The sequence below is a fragment of the Phreatobacter oligotrophus genome (genome assembly GCF_003046185.1).
GTDB classification, from domain to species: domain Bacteria; phylum Pseudomonadota; class Alphaproteobacteria; order Rhizobiales; family Phreatobacteraceae; genus Phreatobacter; species Phreatobacter oligotrophus.
Window position 1 is genome coordinate 1 of record NZ_PZZL01000018.1, and the last position, 24,656, is coordinate 24,656.

Annotated in this window: 24 protein-coding genes; 10 read left to right on the forward strand and 14 right to left on the reverse strand. The window is 63.1% G+C overall.

All coding sequences use genetic code 11. From position 1 onward, the window contains the following. Positions 1 to 236 precede the first annotated feature (236 nt). Genes C8P69_RS21325 through C8P69_RS23630 form a run of 4 tightly spaced genes read right to left on the reverse strand, consistent with a single transcriptional unit; the run spans position 237 to position 5,741 of the window. Positions 237 to 3,392, reverse strand: coding sequence for an efflux RND transporter permease subunit (locus tag C8P69_RS21325; RefSeq protein WP_108179478.1), 3,156 nt, complete (start codon positions 3,390 to 3,392; stop codon positions 237 to 239). Continuing rightward, positions 3,389 to 4,789: an efflux RND transporter periplasmic adaptor subunit gene (locus C8P69_RS21330; protein ID WP_108179479.1), complete on the reverse strand. Its 1,401-nt coding sequence runs from the start codon at positions 4,787 to 4,789 to the stop codon at positions 3,389 to 3,391. The genes C8P69_RS21325 and C8P69_RS21330 overlap by 4 nt, the downstream gene beginning before the upstream one ends. After that, complete coding sequence (locus tag C8P69_RS21335; protein WP_425440777.1) at positions 4,786 to 5,193, reverse strand: FixH family protein; 408 nt, start codon at positions 5,191 to 5,193, stop codon at positions 4,786 to 4,788. Before C8P69_RS21335 ends, C8P69_RS21330 begins: the two co-directional genes overlap by 4 nt. A 47-nt stretch (positions 5,194 to 5,240) precedes the next feature. Beyond that, a complete protein-coding gene (locus C8P69_RS23630; RefSeq protein WP_170118343.1) occupies positions 5,241 to 5,741 on the reverse strand; it encodes a hypothetical protein in 501 nt (166 codons plus the stop codon). Positions 5,742 to 5,811: 70 nt separating this feature from the next. Between C8P69_RS23630 and C8P69_RS21345 the strand changes: the two genes are divergently transcribed. The 8 genes from C8P69_RS21345 (at position 5,812) to C8P69_RS21380 (ending at position 13,052) form a co-directional block, all read left to right on the forward strand. Beyond that, entirely contained in the window at positions 5,812 to 6,261 is a 450-nt protein-coding gene (locus tag C8P69_RS21345; RefSeq protein WP_108179481.1) for a DUF305 domain-containing protein, read from the forward strand. 93 nt (positions 6,262 to 6,354) lie between these two features. Continuing rightward, on the forward strand, positions 6,355 to 7,095 hold the full coding sequence (locus C8P69_RS21350; protein ID WP_211353854.1) for a response regulator transcription factor: 741 nt from the start codon (positions 6,355 to 6,357) through the stop codon (positions 7,093 to 7,095). After that, the gene (locus tag C8P69_RS21355; protein ID WP_108179482.1) at positions 7,092 to 8,450 is read left to right on the forward strand and encodes an ATP-binding protein; all 1,359 of its coding nucleotides are present in this window, start codon (positions 7,092 to 7,094) and stop codon (positions 8,448 to 8,450) included. The genes C8P69_RS21350 and C8P69_RS21355 overlap by 4 nt, the downstream gene beginning before the upstream one ends. 335 nt (positions 8,451 to 8,785) lie before the next feature. Further along, positions 8,786 to 10,288, forward strand: a complete 1,503-nt coding sequence (locus C8P69_RS21360; protein ID WP_108179483.1) for a TolC family protein — start codon at positions 8,786 to 8,788, stop codon at positions 10,286 to 10,288. A gap of 8 nt (positions 10,289 to 10,296) precedes the next feature. Further along, complete coding sequence (locus tag C8P69_RS21365) at positions 10,297 to 11,721, forward strand: multicopper oxidase family protein (RefSeq protein WP_108179484.1); 1,425 nt, start codon at positions 10,297 to 10,299, stop codon at positions 11,719 to 11,721. Between the two features lie 40 nt (positions 11,722 to 11,761). Further along, on the forward strand, positions 11,762 to 12,199 hold the full coding sequence (locus C8P69_RS21370; RefSeq protein WP_108179485.1) for a cupredoxin domain-containing protein: 438 nt from the start codon (positions 11,762 to 11,764) through the stop codon (positions 12,197 to 12,199). A 23-nt stretch (positions 12,200 to 12,222) separates the two neighbouring features. Further along, complete coding sequence (locus C8P69_RS21375) at positions 12,223 to 12,513, forward strand: copper-binding protein (protein ID WP_108179486.1); 291 nt, start codon at positions 12,223 to 12,225, stop codon at positions 12,511 to 12,513. A 56-nt stretch (positions 12,514 to 12,569) separates the two neighbouring features. Continuing rightward, positions 12,570 to 13,052 (forward strand): DUF411 domain-containing protein, encoded by a 483-nt coding sequence (locus C8P69_RS21380; RefSeq protein ID WP_108179487.1) that lies wholly within the window; start codon positions 12,570 to 12,572, stop codon positions 13,050 to 13,052. 42 nt (positions 13,053 to 13,094) lie between these two features. Here C8P69_RS21380 and C8P69_RS21385 read toward each other — a convergent pair whose 3' ends face one another. The 7 genes from C8P69_RS21385 to C8P69_RS21420 all read right to left on the reverse strand — a co-directional run bounded on the left by C8P69_RS21385 (position 13,095) and on the right by C8P69_RS21420 (position 19,588). Beyond that, on the reverse strand, positions 13,095 to 13,343 hold the full coding sequence (locus C8P69_RS21385) for a hypothetical protein (RefSeq protein WP_108179488.1): 249 nt from the start codon (positions 13,341 to 13,343) through the stop codon (positions 13,095 to 13,097). 872 nt (positions 13,344 to 14,215) lie between these two features. Continuing rightward, entirely contained in the window at positions 14,216 to 14,887 is a 672-nt protein-coding gene (locus C8P69_RS21390; protein ID WP_108179489.1) for a hypothetical protein, read from the reverse strand. After that, complete coding sequence (locus tag C8P69_RS21395) at positions 14,884 to 16,581, reverse strand: 2Fe-2S iron-sulfur cluster-binding protein (protein ID WP_245902173.1); 1,698 nt, start codon at positions 16,579 to 16,581, stop codon at positions 14,884 to 14,886. Before C8P69_RS21395 ends, C8P69_RS21390 begins: the two co-directional genes overlap by 4 nt. A 214-nt stretch (positions 16,582 to 16,795) precedes the next feature. Then, positions 16,796 to 17,431, reverse strand: a complete 636-nt coding sequence (locus tag C8P69_RS21400) for a Spy/CpxP family protein refolding chaperone (RefSeq protein ID WP_170118344.1) — start codon at positions 17,429 to 17,431, stop codon at positions 16,796 to 16,798. Positions 17,432 to 17,567: 136 nt separating this feature from the next. After that, a complete protein-coding gene (locus tag C8P69_RS21405; protein ID WP_211353855.1) occupies positions 17,568 to 17,930 on the reverse strand; it encodes a copper-binding protein in 363 nt (120 codons plus the stop codon). Positions 17,931 to 18,017: 87 nt separating this feature from the next. After that, complete coding sequence (locus C8P69_RS21410) at positions 18,018 to 18,335, reverse strand: DUF1236 domain-containing protein (RefSeq protein ID WP_108179491.1); 318 nt, start codon at positions 18,333 to 18,335, stop codon at positions 18,018 to 18,020. An 860-nt stretch (positions 18,336 to 19,195) separates the two neighbouring features. Next, positions 19,196 to 19,588 (reverse strand): MerR family DNA-binding protein, encoded by a 393-nt coding sequence (locus tag C8P69_RS21420; protein ID WP_108179493.1) that lies wholly within the window; start codon positions 19,586 to 19,588, stop codon positions 19,196 to 19,198. Between the two features lie 65 nt (positions 19,589 to 19,653). On the opposite strand from C8P69_RS21420, the gene C8P69_RS21425 reads away from it, so the two are divergent. Further along, positions 19,654 to 22,044, forward strand: coding sequence for a heavy metal translocating P-type ATPase (locus tag C8P69_RS21425; protein WP_108179494.1), 2,391 nt, complete (start codon positions 19,654 to 19,656; stop codon positions 22,042 to 22,044). A gap of 59 nt (positions 22,045 to 22,103) precedes the next feature. Here the strand turns inward: C8P69_RS21425 and C8P69_RS21430 are convergent, their stop codons facing one another. Beyond that, the gene (locus tag C8P69_RS21430; RefSeq protein ID WP_245902175.1) at positions 22,104 to 22,556 is read right to left on the reverse strand and encodes a DUF305 domain-containing protein; all 453 of its coding nucleotides are present in this window, start codon (positions 22,554 to 22,556) and stop codon (positions 22,104 to 22,106) included. Between the two features lie 118 nt (positions 22,557 to 22,674). Between C8P69_RS21430 and C8P69_RS24595 the strand changes: the two genes are divergently transcribed. After that, entirely contained in the window at positions 22,675 to 23,157 is a 483-nt protein-coding gene (locus tag C8P69_RS24595) for a GNAT family N-acetyltransferase (RefSeq protein ID WP_170118345.1), read from the forward strand. Positions 23,158 to 23,206: 49 nt separating this feature from the next. On the opposite strand, the gene C8P69_RS21440 is transcribed toward C8P69_RS24595, so the two are convergent. Together C8P69_RS21440 and C8P69_RS21445 are read right to left on the reverse strand one after the other, a co-directional pair. Then, entirely contained in the window at positions 23,207 to 24,160 is a 954-nt protein-coding gene (locus C8P69_RS21440; RefSeq protein WP_108179495.1) for a tyrosine-type recombinase/integrase, read from the reverse strand. 25 nt (positions 24,161 to 24,185) lie between these two features. Next, a complete protein-coding gene (locus C8P69_RS21445; protein ID WP_108179496.1) occupies positions 24,186 to 24,452 on the reverse strand; it encodes a hypothetical protein in 267 nt (88 codons plus the stop codon). Positions 24,453 to 24,656: the final 204 nt, after the last annotated feature.

Sequence of the window (24,656 nt, forward strand, 5' to 3'; positions counted from 1 at the left end):
AATGATCTGGTCTTCCGTGAACCGGCTCTTCTTCATCTCCGTCTCCTTTCGACGGAGTCCAGTTCAAACCGAGGGCTTCGACGGGGGCAACGTCAGGACCCGTCACGCCGGCCTGGCCTTGGCTAAGGCACGCGCCCCCGTCGCCCAGTACCACCGGGCGCGACCAGAGAGCCTAGCGGAGCGCATGGCTCAGCTTGTCCCAATCCTCCCCGCCGCGCAATTGTCTCGTGGCGGCCTCACTTCGCGGACTGGACCCCCGGCGTGCCTTGAACGTGACGGGCGTCGGGCAAAAACCACCCCTTGGCGAGCGCATAGATCGCGGGGATGACCGCCAGGGTCAGCACGGTTGACGAGACCATGCCGCCGATCATCGGCACCGCGATGCGCTGCATCACCTCCGAGCCCGCGCCGGTGCTCCACAGGATCGGCACCAGGCCTGCGGTGATCGCCACCACGGTCATCATCTTCGGCCTCACCCGTTCGACCGCGCCCACCATGATGGCGTCATAGAGGTCGGCGCGGGTGGGCTGTCGTCCTGCGGCTGCGCAGGTGGCCCTTACCTCGGCCCAGGCGTGCTCGAGGTAGATCAGCATCACCACGCCCGTTTCGGCGGCGACGCCGGCGAGCGCGATGAACCCCACCGCCACGGCGACCGACATGTTGAACCCCAGCCACCACATCAGCCAGATGCCGCCGACCAGTGCGAACGGCACCGAGAGCATGACGATGAGGGTTTCGGTGAGGGCGCGGAAGTTGAGGTAGAGCAGCAGGAAGATCACCAGCAGGGTCACCGGCACCACAAGCTTGAGCCGGGCGACGGCCCTTTCAAGGTACTCGTACTGGCCGCTCCAGCCCAACGAGTAGCCCGGCGGCAAAACTACTGCGGCTGTGACCGCCTTCTTTGCATCGTCGACATAGGTGCCGAGATCGCGCCCGGTGATGTCCACGAAGATGTAGGTGGCGAGCTGGCCGTTCTCGGTACGGATCGAGGAGGCGCCGCGCGTGAGCGCGATGCGGGCGACTTCGCCCAGCGGAACGGCGCCACCACCCGGCAGGGCGACCTGCACGTCTGCGGCAATCGCCTGGGGGCTGGAACGCAGGTCGCGCGGATAGCGGATGGCGACACCGTATCGCTCACGCCCTTCCACCGTGGTGGTCACCACCTCGGCGCCCAGTGCGGTTCCGATGACGTCCTGGACATCGCCTATGGTGAGTCCGTAGCGCCCAAGCGCCTCTCGATTGGGGGTGATCTCCAGATAGTAGCCGCCGATCACCCGCTCCGCATAGGCACTGGAGGTGCCGGGCACGGTGCGCAGCACCGCTTCGACCTGCCGCGCGATCTTTTCCATTTCGACGAGATCGGTGCCGAACACCTTGACGCCCACCGGTGTGCGGATCCCGGTCGCCAGCATGTCGATGCGCGCACGGATCGGCATGGTCCAGGCATTGGACACACCCGGGAACTGCAGGGCACGGTCCATCTCGGCCTTGAGGCTGTCGATTGTGACCCCCGGCCGCCATTCGGCCTTCGGCTTGAGCGTGATGATGGTCTCGAACATCTCGATCGGGGCAGGATCCGTGGCGGTCGCCGCGCGACCGGCCTTGCCATAGACCGAGGCCACCTCCGGGAACGCGCGGATGATGCGGTCCTGCATCTGCAGGAGCTCGGCCGCCTTGGTCACCGATAACCCCGGCAACGTGGTCGGCATGTACATCAGAGTGCCTTCGTTGAGGCTGGGCATGAACTCGGAGCCCAGCTGCCGGGCGGGCCAGATGCTCACGCCCAAGGCGATCAGCGCGACGGCGATCGTGAGCACCTTCGCCCGCAGCACGCCGCGGATCACCGGCCGGTAGATCCAGATCAGGAAGCGGTTCACCGGGTTCCTGTGCTCGGGGATGATCCGGCCGCGCACGAACAACACCATCAGGGCCGGCACCAAGGTCACCGACAGCAAGGCTGCGGCCGCCATCGCAAACGTCTTGGTGAACGCCAGCGGCCCGAACAGCCGCCCCTCTTGCGACTCCAGGGTGAAGATCGGCAGGAACGAGACGGTGATGATGAGAAGGCTGAAGAACAGCGCCGGACCGACCTCTGACGCCGCCTCGATCAGCACCTCGATGCGCGGCTTGTCCGCAGGCGCTCGCTCCAGGTGCTTGTGGGCGTTCTCGATCATCACGATCGCAGCATCGATCATGGCGCCGACGGCAATGGCGATGCCGCCCAGACTCATGATGTTGGAGCCCAGGCCGATGCCCTTCATCGCGGCAAAGGCCATCAGGATGCCTACCGGCAGCATGAGGATCGCCACCAGCGCGCTGCGCAGGTGCAGCAGGAACACGACGCACACGAACGCGACGATCAGGCTTTCCTCGATGAGGGTCGTCTTCAGCGTCTCGATCGCCGCCTCGATGAGCTGGGAGCGGTCATAGACCGGTACGATCTCGGTGCCCGCCGGCAGACTGCCGGTGATCTCCGCCAGCCGCTTCTTGACGTTCTCGATCACGGTCAGGGCATTGGCGCCAAAGCGCTGCAGCACGATGCCGCTGGCCACCTCGCCCTCGCCGTTGAGCTCGGTGATGCCACGCCGTTCGTCGGGTGCAATTTCCACGCGGGCGATATCGCGCAGGCGCAGCGGCACGCCACTGGCAGACCTTAAAACGATGCTCTCGAGATCCTCGGTGCTGCGGATGTATCCGCGGCCGCGGACCATGAACTCGAATTCCGAGAGCTCAAGGGTGCGGCCACCGACGTCGCGGTTGCTCGCCCGTACCGCATCGCGAACCATAGCCAGACTTACGCCTTGCGCCCGCATGCGTAAGGGATCCACCACGATACTGTATTGCTTGACGAACCCGCCCACACTGGCGACTTCGGCCACGCCTTCGGCTTTGCTGGCCGCAAACCGCACCACCCAGTCCTGCAGGGACCTGAGCTCGGCGAGGCTCGCGTTCTTGGCGACCACCGCGTACTGGTAGACCCAGCCCACGCCGGTGGCGTCTGGCCCCAGGGAAGGGGTCACGCCGGCCGGCAGCCGCCGGGCCGCAGCATTCAGATATTCCAGGACGCGGCTGCGTGCCCAGTAGGGGTCGGTTCCGTCTTCGAAGATCACGTAGACGAACGACACCCCGAAGAACGAGAACCCGCGCACCACCTTGGATTTAGGGACGGTGAGCATCGCCGTGGTCAAAGGGTAGGTGACCTGGTCCTCGACCACCTGCGGCGCCTGGCCGGAATATTCTGTGTAGACAATCACCTGGACGTCTGAGAGGTCGGGGATCGCGTCAAGCGGCAGGGTTCTCAAGGCAAAGAGGCCGGCCGCGACCGCAAAGGCCGTGCCGATGAAGATCAGCACCAGGTTGCGGGCCGACCAGCCGATCAGACGGGCGATCATGGCGTGGTTCCCGATGTCATGGCGCGCAACGCGGCCTTCAGGTTGCTTTCCGCATCGATCAGGAAGTTGGCGGACACGACCACACGTTCATCGGCGGCAAGGCCTTCGCGGATCTCGACGTAGCCGCCGCCGCGCGCGCCGGTCCTCACCTCGCGGGGCTCGAACTTGCCTTCACCGCGGTCAATGATCACGACCTGGCGCGTCCCGGAATCGATCACGGCACTCTCGGCAACAGCCACAACCGTGCTGCCGCTGCCGCTCGCGATGACGACCTCGGCGTACATGTCCGGCAAGAGGAGTCCGTCGGGGTTGGCGAGCTCGATACGGACCCGTGTGGTGCGCGTGTCGCGCGCGACCTGCGGGTAAATCAGCGCGATGCGTCCCTCAAAGGTCCGCCCTGCCAGACCGCGGGGGCGAACCACGGCAGCTGCGCCAATCCGCACGGCCGCCATGTCGTATTCCGGTACATCGGCGATCACCCAGACCTGCGAGGTGTCGGCCAGGCGAAACAGCACCGCGCCTGCGGTGGTTTTCATGCCGTCGATGGCATTGCGCTCCAGGACGACGCCGCTCCTCGGTGCACGCCAGTCAAACAGCAGCGGCACGCGCCGCGTCCGCTCGAGCTCGGCGATCGTATCGGCGGGTACGCCGAGGTTTTCGAGACGCTGACGGGCGCCGCCGGCCGTTCCGGCTCCACTGGCGAGCTCTGTGACATAGAGCGCGCCTGCGGCCGCAATCTCGGGTGAATAGAGCTTGAGCAGAGGCTGGCCGCGGGTCACCCGGTCGCCGGTCGTGACATTGGCGACCTCCTGCACGAAGGCGTCGGTGCGGGTCGCCACCACGGATATGCGTCGTTCGTCGAGCTGCACGCTGCCGGGCACACGCACCTGCCGCTGGATCTCGCGGGTCTCGGCCGGCTCGGAACGAACGCCGGTGCGCTGGAGCCGTCCGGAGGGGACGGTCACGGTGCCGCTGTCGGTGTCCTCACCCGCATAGACCGGGATATAGTCCATCCCCATTGAGTCTTTCTTTGGCACCGGCGAGGTGTCCGGCAGGCCCATGGGGTTGCGGTAGAAGACGATACGGCGCGGCTCGCCTCCGGCCACAGGCGCGCCAGCTTGACCACCAGCGCGAGGTTCAAAGCTCACGTCCTCGCTGGCCCGCACCGCGACATAAGCACGGCCGTCGGCCGTTCGCGCCGGAACGGCGGAGTAGGCGGGGCGCCCATCGGGGTCGCGGAAATAGATGACGGGTCCCGTGGCGGCGACCGGCGCCTCTACGCTGGGATGCCAGGGCAGGGCCGACCCGTTCATCCCCGCCTGGCCGGCCCAGAACCCTGCGGCCCCTGCCGCCGCCAAAGCGCCGAGGGTGAGGATGGTGCGCAGGGACCTGTTCATGGCCGTGCCCTCAAGACGAGGCTGCCCTGCAGGGTCCCGGCCTCGCCCTGGACCTTCGCGGCCAGTGACAGCCGCCAGTTGCCTTCCATCGTGAACTCGACACGGAAGCGGTAGATGCCGGGCGTCGCCGAGGGGACGGCCTCGATGCCGCTGGTCATTGTCTCCATGCCGTCCGGCTGCATGTCGGCCCGCATCGCAAAGATCACGGCGCCGGGGACCGGCTGGCCGGTGCGCTTGTCGATCAGCCGCACGGCGATATCGGCCGGACCCGGCTTCATGTCGGCTTCAACCAGCTGGAATTCGTAATCGGTAATCGCGGCCCGGACCGGCAGCGTGTAGGTCGCGCCGGCGAGCGCAAAAAGCACTGTTCCGCACGCGAGAAAGAGGCGGGTCATGATCGTCATGTCCTGAGTTCATCGTTGTCGATACCCGTGCCCAACCGGGCAGAGGTTCACGGGCGCGGACGCGTTGCCCGTGCCTTAGCTCCGGCGCACGCGCCGGCGATGGATCGGGTTCGTGGCGGTTCGGAGGGCGGCCCTGCCGCCAGCAGATGCGGCTCCAGTTCCTCAACCGGTGCTATCACCCCGGCCAGGCTTTCGACCATATCGCCATGCCCGCCCCAGTCGGCGGCATTGGGGAAGCACTTGGCCATGCACATGACGGCCAGCGGGCAGGACTTCTGGCAGTCGGAAGTCGAGGATCTCTGGTCGGGGCAGCACGGCATGCCCTCCTCCATGTCGGCCATCGACATGGCGGCGGAGACCGGGTCGGCCAACGCCATGCGTGGCGCAAGCGGCGTCGCCAAAAGGCCGACAATCGCCAGCAGCGACAAAACTCGCGTCAGGAGCGCACCACGTTTCACCCGCAATTCATAACACAACAGCGAAGAAGCGAGAAGTCTAAAGGGGTCGTGGTCCGCGCTCGCAACAAAATGTAACAGAACGGGAAACAACGGTTGAGCGTTATCTGTGGTGCGAGCACGGGCCGGCTAACCGGGTCATGTGCGGGATGGGAGCTGGGCCATGGATAAGCACAAACATTATATCATGCTGTTGATCAACGTCGTTCTTGGCCTTGTGATCATGTACCTGGCAATGTTCGCCATGATTGCGAGCGGAAACGAATTCTTCAACAACATCAATATGTTCTATATGGCGCTGATGATGGCAGCCCCGATGGGACCGATCATGATCCTCACCATGTCGTCCATGTATCAGCACCAGGCCATGAATATCGCTCTGCACGTCGCGTTTGCAGCTGTCTTTTTTGCGGCCTTTTTTGCCATTCGCCAGCAGGCGTTCGTCGGCGACAGCCAATTTCTGCGCTCGATGATCCCGCACCACTCTGGCGCCATTCTGATGTGCCGCCAGGCGACGCTTACCAATCCCGAACTCAGGACGCTGTGCGCTAACATCGTCCGTTCGCAGGCGGACGAGATTGCGCTGATGAAAGGCCTGCTCGACAGGCGTTAGGCCTCGACAGCAACAATTTGCAACAGTCGGGCAAAGTGCCTGCAATGCATCATCCCCACCCTACGCGCTCCCCGCGTAGGATATGCTTTCCCCATGACCAACCCGATTTCCGACGCCACATCGACTGGCATGCATGTCCTGCTCATCGACGATGACGCGAAAATACGTCAGCTGGTGGCGAAATTCCTGCGCAGCCACGGGTTCAAGGTCTCACTCGCCGCCGACAGTCGCGAGACGCGCGAATTTCTCCTGCACAGCGCCCCACAGCTTATTCTCCTCGACGTCATGCTGCCGGGTGCAAGCGGCTTTGACCTTTGCAAGGAGATACGCACCAGGTCGCACGTGCCTATCATCATGCTGACCGCGCGCAGCGATGATACGGACAGGATCGTAGGCCTGGAGATCGGCGCCGACGACTATGTGACCAAGCCTTTCAACCCACGCGAGCTGCTGGCCAGGATCAACGCAGTGATGCGCCGCAGTGTGCTGCCGCGCGACGAAGGCGCCGGGCTTGCACGCCGTTACCGGTTTGAGGGCTGGCTGGTGGATCCGCTCAGAAGGGATCTTGTTGACCCGCATGGCACGGTGATTGATCTTACCAGCGGGGAGTTTGACCTGCTTCTTGCCCTGGTCGAGGCGCCTCAGCGGGTTCTCACCCGGGACTATCTGCTTGATGCTTCAAAGAACCGCGTGTCCAGCGGATTTGACCGTAGTATCGATGTCCAGATGAGCCGCTTGCGCAAAAAGCTCGGCGGCAGCGACGAAGCCAGTTCGATGATCAAGACCGTGCGCGGCATCGGCTATATGTTCTCCCCGCCGGTGCGCCGGGAATGATCCGGCATTTCAACACCATCACGGGCCGCACGGTGCTCGTGCTGTTCGTCTTCATGGGCATCTTACACGTCGTCAGCCTGTGGACATACCGGTCGGCGATCGACGATGATATTGCCACCAGCAATTCCGTTCAGCTGGCAGAGCGTCTCGCGGCCATTCGCCGCTCGGTGTTACGCGTTCCCATCCCTGAGCGGGAGGCGGTCGCACACGCGCTGGCCGGCGGGCCAATCGACGTCCACTGGAGCCTCGTCGGGCACGCGGTCGCACGGACTGACGGCGTCGTTCCCAACCTGCCCGACCTGAGTGAGAGACTCATCGGGGTCGAGCCCGAGCTCGCCGGCGGTAATCTCATCATCGGTTCGACAAGCCAGTTTGCCTCGGATCCTCATGTGTCGGTCATTTCGATGCGGCTGCCGGACCAGAGCTGGGTCAACGTCAGCATTGTCGATGTTCGTGCGGGCCGCCTGTCCAGCCACGGTACGCTCTATTCGACAACGGTGATGACCCTCGGCCTGGTCCTCGCCGCGGTGATACTGGCGCGGTGGCTCAACAAGCCCCTGCGGGCATTTGCCGGCGCGGCCAACCGCTTTGCTACTGGCGCAGAGGTGGTTCAGATTCCTGAACGCGGTCCGGAGGAGCTTCGTCAGCTGGCGGCCGCCTTCAACGACATGCAGGTGCGCATCAAGAAGCTTCTGGATGACCGCACACAGACGCTCGCCGCGATCTCGCACGACCTGCGCTCGCCCCTCACGCGCCTGAAGCTTCGCATTGAGGAGCTCACAGCCCCCGAAGCCCGCGAGGGCATGTCTGCCGATATCGCCGAGATGGAGGTGATGATCGAAGGCACGCTGGCGTTCCTCAAGAGCGATCGGCTGGATGAACCTATCCGCGCTTTTGATCTGGTCTCCATGGTCGAGACCGTCGTGCTTGATTTTTCGGACATGGGCAAACAGGTCACGTTGATCGCGCCCGACTCTCTGGTGGTGAATGGCAGGCGGCTGGCCCTTAAGCGCGCACTGACCAACATCATCGACAACGCCATCAAGTACGGCGAGCAGGCGGAGGTCGCGGTAAGCCACTCACAAGAGTTCGCAACAGTGGTCGTGACAGACCGTGGGCCCGGCATTCCGACCGGGGACCGCGAGGCGGTCTTTGCCCCGTTTCACCGGCTCGAGGCCTCCCGCAATAAGGAGACCGGCGGGGTGGGATTGGGGCTGACGGTGAGCCGCTCGGCCGTCCGCGCACATGGCGGCGAACTGGCCCTCTCAGACGGACCGAATGGTGGCCTGGCGGTCCGGATCGATATTCCGCTTCGTGCCGGCGGGATCGCCCCGGTCGCGCGCGCTGAGCAATAATTTGTAACAATCGGGACATACGCCGCCCAAGCCGGGGTGCTAGCCCTCAGCTGCATCTGCATCGAAGGGCTCGGCATGGCTTTCCAACGCTCCGGTACTTATTTCATTCCCCGCGCGCTGGCGCTTCTTGCCGTAACTTCCCTCACTGCGGCGTGCACGGAAACACGTTCGAGCACGGGTCTTGGAACCGGGGCGGCTGAGCCGGCCACTGCCCGGCGCACCCGATACGAATCCGTCACAGCGGGGTTTGTCGCCTACCGGCCGGTGAACCCCATCGATTGGCGGCGCTCCAATGAGCGTGTTGCCCCGTCTGGCTCTGCCGCAAGGTGACGGCCATGACCTTTCGCTCCTCCATCCTGCGCCGCGGCGCCAGCCTCGGTCTCGGCCTGTCATCGGTTCTGCTTCTGGGTGGTTGTGCCACCTACACGCCGGACGGCGGCCTTGGCATCGCCCGCGAGACCGCCTCCCGTGAACTGCGCCAGGACACGGTGCGTATTCGCAACGCGGCCGATATGGCGCGGGTCCAGGAACGGGTGAATGTGCTGCTGCGTTCGCCTCTGCGCGCTGATGCTGCGGTCCAGATCGCCTTGCTCAACAACCGCGGCCTGCAGGCGGCCTACAACGAGCTCGGCATGGCCGAGGTTCAGTTTGTCCAGGCAGCCCTCCCACCGAGCCCGACCATCTCGCTGGCTCGCTTGGTCAGCACAGGGGGCACACTCGATATTGAACGCCAGCTCTTGGTCAACATTCTGGGCTTGGCGACGCTGCCGCAGCGCCGGGCGATTGCCGAGGTGCGGTTTACCCAAGCGCAGCTTCGGGCAGCAGAGGAAACTCTTCGCGTCGCGGGCGACACGCGGCGGGCCTATTATCGGGCGGTGGCTTCCGGCCAGCTTGTCACTTTTCTTTCCCAGGCGACAGAAGCTGCGAAATCAGCGTCGGAGATGTTCAAACGACTTGGGGAGACCGGAGCAGCCAATCGGTTGGATCAGGCACGTGAACACGTCTTCTATGCGGACGTGGCGGCGCAACTTGCCAGGGCTCGCCTGCAGCACCGCGCTGATCGCGAGCGCCTGATCCGTTTGCTGGGGCTTTGGGACAACATTGCGGCTCTGAAGCTGCCGTCTCAACTCCCCGCGCTGCCGGGCCGTCCTCTGACTCGCGACAACATCGAGCGGGAAGCGCTGAACAAGCGTATTGATCTGCGCATCGCGCGACTGGAAGTCGACGGCGTCGGCCGCCAGTTCGATCTCACGTCCTGGTCGCGATTTCTCAGTGTCCTCGAGGTCCGGGGCATCCTGAACAACGAGCGGTCACCCGTTGTCGAGCGCGAGTACCGCCTGCAGGGCGGCAATCTGGTTGAGGAACGCCGCACCGAGATCGAGCGCACGCGGATCTCCGGCCTGGAACTGGAATTCCAGGTGCCGCTGGACCTTGGCGAGGGACGGATGCGGCATGCGCGCGAGGGGTATCTCCGCGCCGTCAACCGGCTGGTCGAGAAGGCGGTCAATGTCCGCTCCGAATCCCGCGAAGCCTATCAGCGCTACCGCGGGTCCTACGATTTCGCCCGCCATTACCAGGGCCAGATCCTTCCGCTGCGTCAGATCATCGCCGACGAAAGTCTGCTTCGTTACAACGCGATGTTGACGGACGTTTTCCCGCTGCTGGCTGAGGCGCGCGCCCGGATTGCCGCCAATGCCACCGCAATCGAAGCCCGTCGCGATTTCTGGATCGCGAACACGGACCTGCAACTCGTCGTCATCGGCGGTGCCGGATCTGGCGGTGGGGGTGAAGGGGCGAGTGTCGCGGCCGTCGCCGGCGGCGCTGAAGTTGGCCATTGAAGGAGCGCATGATGACAGTTTCTCGCCGAGGATTCATTGGCAGTGCCGGCGCCGGCCTTGCACTGGTCGGAGCGACCCAGGTCAGCGGCCATGCCCAGACCGCAAGCCTTCCCGAGATTGCCACGACGAACAGCGCGCAGACGCAGCCGCCGCGGGCTCCTACCACCGGTCCCGATTACCAGCCGGTCGTCACGCTCAACGGCTGGACCCTGCCTTTCCGCATGAACGGCGACTGGAAGGAATTCCACCTGGTCGCGGAGCCGGTCGTTCGTGAGATTTCCCCGGGCATGCGGGCACACCTTTGGGGCTATAATGGCCAAAGCCCGGGCCCGACGATTGAAGCGGTCGAGGGGGACAAGGTCCGCATCTTCGTCACCAACCGTCTGCCAGAGACCACCTCGGTGCATTGGCACGGCCAAATTCTGCCGAACGGCATGGACGGGGTAGGGGGGCTTAACCAACCGCACATTCCGGTCGGCAAGACCTTCGTCTACGAGTTCCAGCTGCAAAAAAGCGGAACGTTCATGTACCACCCGCACTCGGACGAGATGGTGCAGATGGCCATGGGCATGATGGGCTTTTTTGTGGTGCATCCACGCGATCCCAGCCTGCACCGTGTCGATCGGGATTTCGTCTTTCTGCTGCAGTCGTTCGACATCGACCCCGGTACCTATGTGCCGAAGGTCGCGACCATGACCGACTTCAACCTGTGGTGCATGAACAGCCGGACCTGGCCGGGTCTGGACCCGCTTGTCGTGCGCAAGAACGATCGCGTGCGGGTGAGGGTGGGCAATCTCACCATGACGAACCACCCGATCCATATGCACGGCTACGACTTCGAGGTGACTTGCACGGATGGGGGGTGGGTCCGCCCTGAGGCACGTTGGCCGGAGGTCACGATCGACATCCCGGTCGGTGCCATGCGGGCCTATGAGTTCCACGCGGTGCACGAGGGCGACTGGGCCCTGCATTGCCACAAGGCCCACCACACCATGGGTCCTATGGGGCATAACGTCCGCACGATGATCGGTGTCGATCAGCGGCAGGTGTCGCGCGCGATCCGCAATATCGTTCCCGGTTATATGCCCATGGGCAGCGCCGGCATGGGCGAGATGGGCTCGATGGAAATGCCGCTGCCGGCCAACACGCTGCCGATGATGACCGGTGACGGTCCGTTCGGGCCGGTCGAGATGGGCGGCATGTTCACGACGGTCAAGGTCCGCGAGGGTCTCGCGCCCGGTGACTACAAGGATCCCGGCTGGTTCCAGCATCCCCCGGGCACGGTCGCATTTGAGTGGAAGGGCGCTCCTCCGCCTCAACTCGTACGCGCCGCACCGTCACCTGGGCCCTCTCCGGCCGCCCGTGTCCTCGATCGCGCCGCCCGCAGGGCTCGCGGCCAGGGTCGCAGCGGCGGCGGTCATTCCAATCACTAACCCCGGACAAGGACACGCTCCCGTGCTCAAAACTCTTCGCATGGCCCTGGTCGCAACGGCGGCCCTGCTTTCCACCGCCACTCTGGCGCACGGACCCGACGCCGCCGGCGAGGCGGGTAACCGGGCTCAGGTCAACAAGACCATTGAAATCCGCATGGTCGAGCAAAACGGTCGGATGCTGTTCCAGCCGCCGGAAATCACCATTAGCCGCGGCGACACCGTGCTCTTCATCGTCCGCAATGCGGGCGAGCTCGAGCACGAGATGGTCATCGATACGCTTGAGGGCAATCAGCGCCATAAGCTTCAGATGCAGGCCAACCCTGACATGGAACATGCTGACCCGAACGCCGTCCGCGTTGAAAGCAAAAAGAACGGCGAGATCATCTGGAAATTCACCCACAGCGGCGTGTTCGAGTACGCGTGCCTGATCCCCGGCCACTATGAGGCCGGCATGCACGGTCGGATAAACGTTCGCTGACACCCGGAAGAAGGAGACACCCCATGAAAAATATCTGGAAGTCGTTTTCGCTCTCGGCCGCCGTTCTGGCGGCTGGCCTGTCGGCCGCCTCGGCGCAGACGGTCAACGGCGAGGTGGTCAAGATCGAGGCCGACCGCGGCCGCATCACACTCAAGCATGAGGCCATCCCCAACCTCGAGATGGACGGCATGACCATGGTGTTCCGCGTCGCTGATCCGGCGATGCTGACGCAGGTGCGCGAAGGGGAGCGGGTCCGTTTTGAGGCCTCGCGTGTGAATGGCAATATTACGGTGACGCGCATTCAGCGGCGCTAACTCATCGTGTTCGGATTTCATGCCCGCGGCACTCGCCGCGGGCTTAGGAGGCAGTGATGCACCCTTCAAGACGTAGCCTTGGCTTCATAGTCGCCGCGCCAGTGCTGCTGCACTTTGCACCGTCCGCGTGGGCGTCCGGTATTCGTATGGTGGTTTTCCGCGATGAAAATTGCGGATGCTGTGGTGATTGGGTGGAGCACATCCGGGCGGCGGGCTTTGAGGTCGAGGTCCGCGTCCATCCGTCAATGAACCGAAAGAAGACCGAGCTTGGCATACCGCCCGAAGTAAGGTCCTGTCATACCGCTGAAATAGGCGGCTATCTTGTCGAAGGGCACGTGCCGGCCGACGAAATACGTCGCCTTCTTGCGACCCGGCCTGATGCCCGCGGACTGGCTGTCCCGCGGATGCCTGTGGGCTCTCCGGGCATGGAGGTCGAAGGCGTGGCGCCCGATCGCTACGACGTTCTGTTGTTTCAGGAGCAGGGCAGTGCGGTCTGGGCGACTTATAGAGGGACCGAGCGTCAGCCGGGCCCAACATAAAAAAAGGGGCTGCGCATCGCTGCGCAGCCCCCGTTTGATCGGTCAGCTGGTGAAGCCATCCGGGACCTTGTCCTGCTGGTCTTCAAGCTGCTTCCAGGTCGGCCGAGGCGTGTGGGGGATCATGTGATGTCGCCCAAAAGAGGGGCGCACACCGGCCGAGACGCCGCGCTGGGCATCGAAGAACTCGTGGCGCTCCTGTTCTTCAACCGTGAGTGTGCTCGGATAAGGGTCGGCATTGGCAATTGCCGGGATAAGGCTGGTGACGAGCACCGCCAAAGTAACATATTTCATGATAAGACTCCGTCGCCCGTTGTGGACGCGCATAGATTTGCCATTCCATGGTCTGCAGATGATCTCTGACGCGTTACACAATCGTCCGACATTATTTCAATTTGCGTCAAAATCTCCGGAGACAGCGCAATCAGAGCATCAATGATGCTTGTAGTACCCGACGCCTCGGATGTTGTTCCACGAGTCCGTTTGGTGACAGACCCCGCATTGCTCGAGCTGTGCATGGGGTTGTCGGCTCACTGTCTTCGACACCATTTCGAAGTGCATCATCGTGTGACTTGGCGGCGCCAAATGACACTCGAAGCAAAATCCGGAAGTTGATGAGGGATGCCGGAAACCGGCTATCTTCCATGTGTCGAGGCTGTGGCAGTCGCTGCACCCGGTGCCAAACTGGGCACGGTGCCTGTCAACCACGCTGTGACAGGACGCGCATCGTAGCGCTGCTTGTGTCTCAACCGCCATGCTCAATCCGGCATCGCCAAGGTAGGCCATCAGTCGTGCCCGCAGGTCAGAGGGAGCGGCCCGGTCTCCAAACGCATTCGCTTGTGTCAGAACCCGGTGGTTCATTACGGCAAGCGCTGGTCGTCCCAAATGCTCCGAATGGCAGCCCGTACACTGCACGGCCTGGGTATGAAATGCGCTGGCCGGCTTTGTCGCGAGGTTGCGGATGTCGGCGGAGTGGCAGCTTGCACACTGAGCGTCATCAATTCCCGAAAATGGGGTATGGCACGAGCTGCATTGGCCCTGCAGGAACGCGTGCTTCGTCGAAAGCGGGGCAGGTTCGATTGCCGCGGGCAAGTCCATGAACAGCCAGGCGATGACGAGTAAGGGGACGACGGCCGCGCCAATCGCGGCGAAGATGGCGCGTGCGCTCACTTCAGCCACCTCAACCCGTAATACAGCCCTCCCCAGATGTGAATGCCCAGCACGATGTACAGCGCCGCCGCGATCACGATGTGAACCCGGTGCCAGCAGGAAAACAGGTAGCGGGCCTGCTCCTCTGATCTTATGGCGCTGTCTGTGGCTGCCACTGCGTAGGCAACTTTGCGCGTTTCGGCGGGCAGTCGGTCCACAGGGCCATCATTCGCGAGTGTCGCGAGCCGTTCGGACAGGAAGGCGAGATCGCGTTTTTGACCTGCGATCGACAGTGTGATCCGTCCGAGCAGATACCGTCCCGCATATCCGCTCACCACGACGCTCAAAAGCACGCCTAAGAGCAGAACCCCCACAGTGCTTCCGGATCGGTGGGCAGAGTGCAAGACGCCAAGTATCGGCCCTAGCACACCCGCGTAAATATGTGCTGTCAGGAGTGTGCGTAACGGAATGAAGGATGTCACAAACTTTCGGACAGGGCTCAGCCGTTTGATCAAAACGTAAAGGAGCGGGACAAGCATCAGGATGGCGCCCAGTCCGCCTACGATCGTTCCCAGAATGCTGCCAGGAAAGCGAGGCGACGTGTGAACGAAAGCGCCCAGCGGCAACAGCAGAAGCAGACTGACGAGGCCTCCTATGACAAGGGCATCGTGTTCTTCGACGGTCCTCATGCGTCGATGGCCAGATGGGGTGTCGTCGCTTTCGCCTGACACGCCAGTACAAGCCCCTCTGCTGCGTCCGTGTCGCTGAGCCCGTCGGTTACGTCCATTTGGACTTTGCCCTCGACAAGTCGCACCTTGCACACCCCGCATATGCCCACTCTGCATGATGACGGGATCTCAACACCGCTCGCCTCCGCCGCGGCGAGGACCGTCATTCCAGAATCGAGCGCAGTCGAGCGTCCGGACCGAAGGAAGCTCACGGTGGCGGGAGCAGCTTTGGGTGCCTTCGCGCGCGGCTTGGATGCGGCTTTGGGTGAAGTTAAGCTGATAGCCGCGACCTCGGCCGGAGAGGGTCTCGCCGGGGCCAGGTCCGCCGGATCCCGGGCGGCCGGCCCGAACGCCTCCGTATGGATCTTGCCGGGAGGCACGCCAAGTGACGTCAACGCGTCCGTAACGGCGCGCATCATAGCCGGCGGTCCGCACATATGAATGCGCTTGTTTGCGATGTCCGGAACAGTTGCTGCCAGCAGTTCCCTGGTTATTGCCCCCTCCCAGCCGAACCAGGATGTGTGAGGGCTTCTTGGCATGGCGCCGAGAACGTGCAGATTCGTATGACGCCTTTGAAGGAACTCTAGTTCATCGCGGAAGACGAATTCATCCGTGCCCCTTGCCCCGTAGATGAAGTATATCTCCCCCGGCCACGCACGATCAGTCAGGAACCGGAGGACGGACATGAGTGGTGTTGCACCGACGCCGCCGCCGATCAGAACAACGCAGTCTTCGTCGAGGCCGGTGAATGTGAAGTCACCATAGGGCGCCGAACAGGTCAGCAGACTTCCAACGTGCACATTCTCATGGAGATGGCGCGAGACCTGACCTTGCTGTTCGTTCTTGATGGTCAGTTCGACAAACGCACTGTGGGTCGGCGAGGATGCGATCGTATAGGCGCGGCGCACAGCGTTATCACCGCCCAGGGTAACAGTGACCTGCATGAACTGGCCGGGAAGGTAGTCGAAAGGCAGCGGGCCGCCTGAAGGCTCTGCCAGTCTGAAGGTCTTGATGGAGGGTGTCTCGTCGAAGATTTGAATGACACGCAGTTCGCCGCGCCACGGGGCGCGTGAACCGCCAAGCCTTGGGGGCAGGATGGTGTCGCTGCTGCGATCGTCGGCCGGTGCCACGCTTTCGCCGAGTCCCGCGACCGAGACAGCCGTTGTGGCTTCTTGAGCGACAGACGGCATACGCGCGAGGGCTATCAATGCGGCCGCACGGCGGGCGCGCAGAAGCTGGATGAGGAGGAGACCCGCCAGGACCAAGGTCAGCACGGCCATAAGCGAGAGGTGCCGCACCGTGAACCCGAACAGTGCGGGTGCCTCCGGCTGAGCGCCTTGGAGTTGCATTTCTGACCTGTACCAGGCCAGCGCAATATCCCGAGGAGCCCGGCCCTGAGCCATACCGATGTGGGCCGACAGGCCGCTCTCAAGACGCGCCGTCGCCTCGCGAAGCGCGCCTGCCGAGGCCCGGGCTGACGTGTAATCACCCCTGGCCGTGCTGGCGGCAATGTCGTCCGCTGCGGCCAGTATGGCCGGAAGGCTGCGAGTGATCCAACTCTGAGCCTTCTCGTGAAGCGCCCGCAGCTCCTCCGCGGCAGGCTCGGAAGCCCCAATCATCGATGAGGCAAGCCCCCGCTGCTGCGACCGGTGCATTTCTCCCGGCTCAGCTGACCCGGAAGGGGGTGGAGCGGACGGCCCTGGTGACTGCGCCGCCTCAGCGGGCGGAGGATGGTGACTGGTGTGGTCACCACCACTATCCTGCGCGCGTCCAGCTCCGAGTGTCAGCACAAGTGCCGCCACTGAAATCCCCGCAACGGCGCGCCGCTGGAACTGCGTTGGCGACATTGCCCGCCCCATGAGTGCACCTTTAGAAGGTGCCCAGGAGCGGAATGATAAGCTCCTCGGCGGCGCGCTTCTGGCTGTCATTCAGGACTGAGAACAGCTGTGTGAAGGAAGAGCGGACCGCCCTTAGGGCCTCCAATCGCGCTGCGAGATGCCGTTCGCGACTCTCCAGACGATCGATCGGTCGAGCCGACGTTTCGAGCAGGGCGCGCCGGGCATCAAGCAGGTGACCGCGGCTTGCCTTGAGGGCATCCGCAAAGACATTCCAGGTCGGATTCTGCGCTTCGGTGATCCGAAGCTCTGCCCGCAAAAAGGCGATGCGCCCGTCAATCCGGTCGGTCAGATCTACAGGCCCCGGGGACGGGGCCATTGCTGGCATCTGCATCATCCGCATCATGTTTTCCATCATGCGCATCATGCCGTCGTTCATCATGCCGCCTGGCTGGCTCTGCATATTCTGCCCGCCGGCTGAGGCGGGCGGCATCTGCATCCCGCCTGGGGCAGCCCCTCCCTGCGGATTCATGCGAGAGGAGTCGTTGTCCATCGGCATGCTGGGGCTGTTGCCTTGCGGCATCCCCATGTTGTCCATCGCCAGCCGCTGTGGGGCGGCATGCGCGGCCCCCACCGAGCCGATGCCGCCGGCGATCACAACGATCGCCATCGCCCTCAGTGTTCGGCCGGCGAGATGTTTTGCCCTTGTCGTGTACATAACAAAGTGTCCTTCCTTGGACTTTTCCGCACTGGTGAACAGCAGGCGCAGAGAGCTGTGGTTTGCGGCCGGGAATCCGTCGCGCGGCTTAGTTTGTGGGCTTGATGCTGATCAGGGCAGGTACGCCCCCTGTTCCCCTGGCGTCGATCTCGACCTGTCCGCCCACGTGCAGGTGTGCCAGGACGTTCGCGTCCGGCACCTTCAAGGTCATGGTCATTGCCGGCATGCCCACCGAAGCGATTGGCTCATGGGAGAACGTCACTTCGCCCCGTTGGCGGTTGATGGCCCGGACCGTCCCGCGAAAGGAAGTCGATCGGCCTGCGCGAATCTGCTGCTCGCGATACTGCTCCATCAGGCGCGACCAGTCGGCCGAGCTGATGCTTGCCCGTCCGGGCGTCGAACTGAAGATGGCAAGGCTGCCGCCCGCCACCATGAAAAGCCTTCGGTTCATGGGAATACCCTCATTCTGGTAATCGGATTTCGGGACTTGAAACGAGGTGAGCCCGGAGGCTCACCTCGCCGGTCATTGCCCGGACGGTCAGCGGAGAACGTGAATCACCCGGCGCGTGCCGGGCTCGACGAGCAGAACCGTGTCACCCACACGCACGAAGGCATGCTGGTGGGCACGATGTCCGGCCGGGAACTGCTGCAGCGCCACGCCCTGGGGCAGCACCGTGCCGACCTGCGCGGCCGTGCCGGCCGGAAGCTGGGTGCGCGGAGCGTTGGTGGAGTTCACATGACCCATCACGTCATGGACCAGGTCAGCCGGCGGCGGGCCGGAAAAGTCGCCGGCCTGAGCGTAGACGGCGGTTGATGTCGCCAACGCGAATGCGATCGTAAGCAGCATTTTCTTCATGGCATGGTTTCCCTATCGACTGACTTCACGACGGACCGCCTTGCGAATATCGCCGATCATTCAATCTGATCTGCATATTCGGCGTCCGCGGCAGAGCACTCATTTGCTCTGATTGGCCATTTGTAAGTCGATTGAGGTCCGGTGGCTTTGACGCAAATCAATTGAGAGCTTTTGCTAGTCACTGGAAGCTGGGTTATACGTAATATGTCTAATTTGTTACAGAATGTTGCGTAATCATTGCAAAACATTACATCGCAATCGTGATTTAGATCAAAGCGTCGCGGGCGGATAGTTGGCATCTGATTCCAGCTATGCCGACGGCGCTTTTTGCCGAGAGGAGACTCTTATGGAACTTCGTACCTGGGTCGTTGCAATCGCGCTCGTCACTTTGCCAGTGCACGGAGCCGTGGCTTCCTCCTCCGATCTCGCATTCGAGTGGTTGAGCCCGACTGAGCGACTTCAAGCCCAGAGGCCAGATCCAGCGAAGGATGTGCATTTCACATCGTTCGTTGAAACCGTCGACACGACTGGCGGGGTCGTCGCTCTATTTCATCCGGAATTATCCAGTCGCGATGGAACTATATCGATGCGGCCAAGAATGATGACGTTTCACGTCATTTCGTCAGGGCTGCTTCGTGGTCTTTCACCGCGGGATAAAGTACACGTAACAGTGCGGCGCATACGCGGGGCAATAATGATCACGAATATTCAAAAACTACGATGACCTGCTATTGCTCATGATCAAATTGCCGGCACCGATTATGAGGCATTTCAATCGTCTTTTGCGTAATGCTTGAGGAAGAGCGGCCATGTCTGCGGAAAGCAGCGCTAATGTCGTCTCCGTGAGAGGCTGGCAGTGCCTAGTTGTGACCCAGGTTTTCTAAAATGGGGCACAAAGCACGCTCGCCGGCGCCTTCACACGAATGCATCAAATGGCGGAGGGTCTGGATCATCGCCTGCAACTTGGCGGCCTGCCCCTCAAGCTCGGTTACGTGCTCCCTGGCTAGCGACCTCACTTCGCCATTGCTGCGGTGCTGATCACCCCAGAGACCCAACAATTCGCGTATACGTTCGATCGAAAAGCCGAGATCGCGCGAACGGCGCACGAAACTCAAGCGTGCCACATCTTCCTCGGTGTAACTTCGATAGCCATTTCCGGTGCGGTCGGCCGCCGGCAACAGGTCGACCGACTCATAGTAGCGGATCATTTTTGCGGACACGCCGGAGCGCTCTGCGGCTTTGCCGATGTTCATAGCGATAATCCCTTGACCTTCCAATCATGGGAAGGAGCAGGATGATCGTCAAGAGAGGTAGACCCATGAGCAATCACGATCATTCCAAGCACGGCGGCCACAGCTGCTGCAGCGGTAAACACCACGATGATCATCATCATGGTGAGCAAGGGATCACCGCCGGCCAGGTGAAGGACCCTGTCTGCGGCATGTCGGTGGACCCGGCGACCGCCAGGCATCGCACGACATTCAAAGGCCACGAGCACTATTTCTGCTCGGCCGGATGCAAAACGAAGTTCGAGGCGGATCCCCACCGCTACCTGCACAAGGACAAGCAGCCTGCGCCCGCGGCGGCGCCGGAAGGCACTGTCTACACCTGCCCGATGCACCCTGAGGTCCGTCAGGTCGGCCCGGGCAGCTGCCCCATCTGCGGAATGGCACTCGAGCCTTTACTGGCGACCGCTGATGACGGCCCTAACGTCGAGCTCATCGACATGACGCGACGGTTCTGGATCGGCCTGGCGCTCTCTGTGCCGGTGTTGTTCCTCGAGATGGGGCGGCACCTGCTGGGCCTTGACCACACCATTCCCGGCCAGACCTCCAACTGGCTGCAGCTGCTGTTGGCGACCCCTGTCGTGCTCTATTGCGGCTGGCCGTTCTTTGAGCGCGGCGGGCAGTCTCTGGTCACCCGCAACCTCAACATGTTCACGCTGATCGCCATCGGCACCGGCATCGCGTGGGTCTATAGCGTGGTGGCGACCTTCGCTCCCGGCATCTTCCCCGCCGCATTCCGTGCTCACGACGGCTCGGTCGCTGTCTATTTCGAAGCCGCAGCCGTGATCACCGTTCTGGTGCTGCTGGGACAGGTCCTGGAGCTGCGCGCGCGCGACAGCACCAGCGGCGCCATCCGCGCTCTTCTCGACCTTGCTCCCAAAACCGCGAAGGTCATCCGCGCCGACGGCCGTGAGGAAGAGGTCTCGGTCGAGACCCTCGTGGTCGGCGATGTCGTGCGGGTCCGGCCCGGCGAAAAAGTGCCACTCGACGGCGTGGTGATGGAAGGCCGCAGTGCCGTCGACGAGTCCCTGGTCACCGGCGAGTCCATGCCCGTGACCAAACACGCCGGGGATAAGGTTATCGGCGGAACGCTGAACCAATCCGGTGCGCTGGTCATTCGCGCCGAGAAGGTCGGCCATGACACCATGCTGTCGCAGATCGTGCAGCTGGTGGCGAACGCGCAACGCTCCCGCGCTCCCATCCAACGCCTCGCGGACCAGGTCTCGGCGTGGTTCGTTCCGGCGGTTATTGCAGTTGCCATCGTCGCGTTCTTTGCATGGTTCTTCTTTGGGCCGGCGCCGCAGCTCACCTACGGTTTGGTCGCGGCCGTGGCGGTTCTGATCATCGCCTGCCCCTGTGCTTTGGGTCTGGCAACACCGATGTCGATCATGGTTGGCGTGGGACGTGGCGCCCAGGCGGGCGTTCTCATCCGCGACGCTGAGGCGCTGGAGCGGATGGAGAAGGTTGATACGCTTATCGTCGACAAGACCGGCACCCTCACCGAAGGCAGGCCGGCAGTGACCTCCATTACGCCTGCAGGGGGGTTCGAAGAGAACGAGCTCCTGCGCCTCGCGGCATCTGTTGAGAAGCTCAGCGAGCACCCGCTGGCTGCGGCGATCGTCAAGGCGGCGAGCGAGCGCTCCATTGCGAGCGAAGCCGTGACCGATTTCGATTCACCGACCGGGAAAGGCGCATTCGGCACGGTGGCCGGGCGCCGTGTCGTCCTCGGCAATGCCTCATTCCTGGCGGAGCAGGGGATCGCCACCGAAGCCCTGGCGGATCGCGCCAACGCGCTGCGCGGCGACGGCGCCACGGTCATTTATGCAGGGGTCGATGGCGTTCTCGCAGGCATTCTCGCCATCGCCGACCCGGTCAAACCCACCACGCTTGGAGCCCTTCAGGAGTTGCAGGCTGATGGCATCCGCATCGTCATGCTCACCGGCGACAACCGGGTCACAGCCGATGCCGTCGCGCGTCGTCTTGGCATCCACGACGTCGAAGCCGATGTCCTGCCGGAGGGCAAGGCCGACGTCGTTGGCCGCTACCGCGCTGAAGGGCGCGTGGTCGCCATGGCGGGGGACGGGGTCAACGATGCACCGGCGCTCGCTGCTGCCGACGTCGGCATCGCGATGGGCACCGGCACCGACGTTGCCATGGAAAGTGCGGGCATCACCCTGTTGAAGGGCGACCTCATGGGCATCGTGCGCGCCAGGCGCCTGTCGGAAGCGGCGATGAGCAACATCCGGCAGAACCTGTTTTTTGCCTTTGCCTATAACTCGCTGGGTGTTCCGGTTGCGGCGGGGCTGCTCTATCCGACGTTCGGCATCCTACTCTCGCCGATGATCGCAGCGGCTGCAATGGCGCTGTCTTCGGTCAGCGTCATAGGCAACTCGCTTCGCCTTCGCGCCACCAACATCGGATGATGCCAAGGGGCGCATTCCTGCGACCACATCCGGGCCTCGCAAGCGGCCCGGTTCGGCTCTTACGGACGCGGCGTGCTGCCCGTGCGGTTCTCGCGTGCCGCGTAACGGCTCACCCAGGCCTCTAGCTTGGCGATCTCCTCTTCCTGCATCTTGATGGTGTCTTCCGCCATCTTGCGGGATTCCGCGTCGCTGGCACCGCGCAGGGCGGCGCGCGCCATATCGATCGCGCCCCGGTGATGCGGAATCATCGCGCATATCCACGCGACATCCGGATCCCTGGCCATCATGCCCTGCATCATCGCCGGCTGCATCTTGGCCATCGCTTCAATCAGACCCCGATGGGTCTCGCTCATGTGCTGGCCTTGCATGGCCGGCGCATGGCTTGGCTGCGCCTGCTGTCCGTTCGCGGCGGGGCAGCCAGCTGGAAGCGGTTGGGGGCTTGCCTGCTGGGCAGAGGCAACGGTGGTGGCAACAATCAGACCGGCTATTGCGGTGAGGATTTTTTGGGGCACGGGGGAGGTTCCTTTTACAGTGGACGACAGGCATGAAACCCGGCGCTGACAACACTGTTCCAGAAGGCACCGGATCGTGACGGCCAGCCACCATGCGTCCCCTTTCTGGCGTTCCGCTGTGCCTCTTTCCACGCGACGCCTGATCCTCCGCGAACCTGTGTTTGGCGACGTCTCCCGGATAGCCCGCTATCTCGCTGAACCGGCTGTGGCGCGCATGCTGGCGTCGATTCCTTCCCCCTTCACAGAGGCACATGCTTCCGTTCTGGTCGGTGACCTGCTCACGTCGAATGAGCGCGGCGACGCGCTCGCGCTTGCGATCGCCCGGCGGAGAGATCCGGGCACCCTGATGGGGTTGATCTCGTTCTCAAAATCGGGGTCTATGGCTGAGATCGGCTGGTGGCTCGGGCCCCGTTATTGGGGGAGGGGATTCGCGTCGGAGGCAGCGGCGACTATGATTGACGTGGCCTTTTGCGATGTGTCTCTGGATCGGTTGTCGGCCGGCGCCTTCGCGGATAACACCGCGTCGCTTCGCATGCAGACAAGGCTGGGATTTAGGTCGGCGGGACAGAGCCAGCGCTTCTGTGTTGCACGGGGGCACTGACCGATCATATCGACATGGTGCTGACCCGCGATGACCACCTGGCGCGCGGCTAGATGATGACCCGTTCGATTTCGTCGAGGGTGATGTCGTCCGAGCATCGATCGTAAAGTTGCGTGGTGCGCGTCGAGGCATGGTTGGCGATCGCGGCGGCCTTTTCCAGCGTACCGCCATTCTTGAGGTAGGCGGTGATCCCGGTGGCCCGAAAGGTATGGTTGCCAATCTTCGTCCGTATGCCGGCCGCCTTGGCGCGGCGGTTGATCATCGACCAGGCGTTCGACTGGGGCAGGGACGAGCGGCTGAGTTTGCCGGTCCCCCGCCCGATCGTGCGAAACAGCGGACCGCTGGTATCTGAACCTATACCGGTGTTCGCCAGATACTCCTCCAGATAAGTCTCGAGGTTGTGATGGCACGGTAGCGCGACGTCCTTGCCGCCCTTCTCGTGAAGCCGCACCCACAGCCGCCGTCCCTGCCAGAACACATCGGACACGTTCATCGCCGCCGCCGCACCTATCCGCGCGAACGTGTAGACCATCAGGCCGATGAGCGCGCGATCGCGGAGCCCCGCGGGCGAGCCAGCGTCGATGCTGTCCAGGAGATGGCGCGCTTCTTCCGGGGTAAGTACAGGCGTCTTGCCGCGCTTGACTACGTGCTTCGGACCCCGCACCGACGCCGCGGGGTTAGTGGGAATGACCTGGGATATGACCAGGTGATCGAACAACATCCGGATGGCCGCAAGCGCCTGCTTGACGGTTGGCGCGGAGCGCTCCCGTTCCCGCTGCCGGATAAACAAGGAGACGTGCAGAGGCTGCACGTCGGCGATCGAGGTCACGCCCATGGTCTCGCACCAAGATGCAAAGTCGCCGACCGCGCGCGCATAGGCCTTGCGGGTATGGCCGTTGGTGATGTGCCCTAAAAAGAACTCGGCGGTGCGTGCCGCAGCCTGGGGCCCGGCAGCGACGATCAGCGCCGGCAGACGCGGCGCCAGAATCGCGGGCAGGTTCATGAAAGCGCGCCGGCGGAGGCCTGGTTCACTTCAGACCTTTGGCACGCTCGAGGATGCCGGTGCGATAGCGCTCTTTCATCTGGCCGGCGATGTTCTCGACCACGGCGTTGCCCCGGTAGGGGAGGGTCTTCTCAGCGACCATCCGTTCCATGGTGCTGATCGCGTCCTTCACGCTGGACGGGTCGGTGGGATCGAACTCGAGCGTTCCAATCGTCCCGTCGAGGGCTTTAAGCGCACGTTGCGCATCTCGCAGGGTTTTCTGCAGGTCCTTGAAGCCGGTCACCGTTCCCATTCGTCATCTCCTTTCTTTTTTATCTGATAAAGGATGTTATCATATATAAGATCTGATGAAAATGTCATTTGGTCTCTTTCACCCTGCGGCTTCTCAAATCCATCGAACGAAAGGCACGAGGTGGGTGCATGCCCAAGAATGGTGAACAGGTTGAGAGGGGGCGGGCGATAAACAGGCACACCGCCAAGGACACTTCAGCTGAGA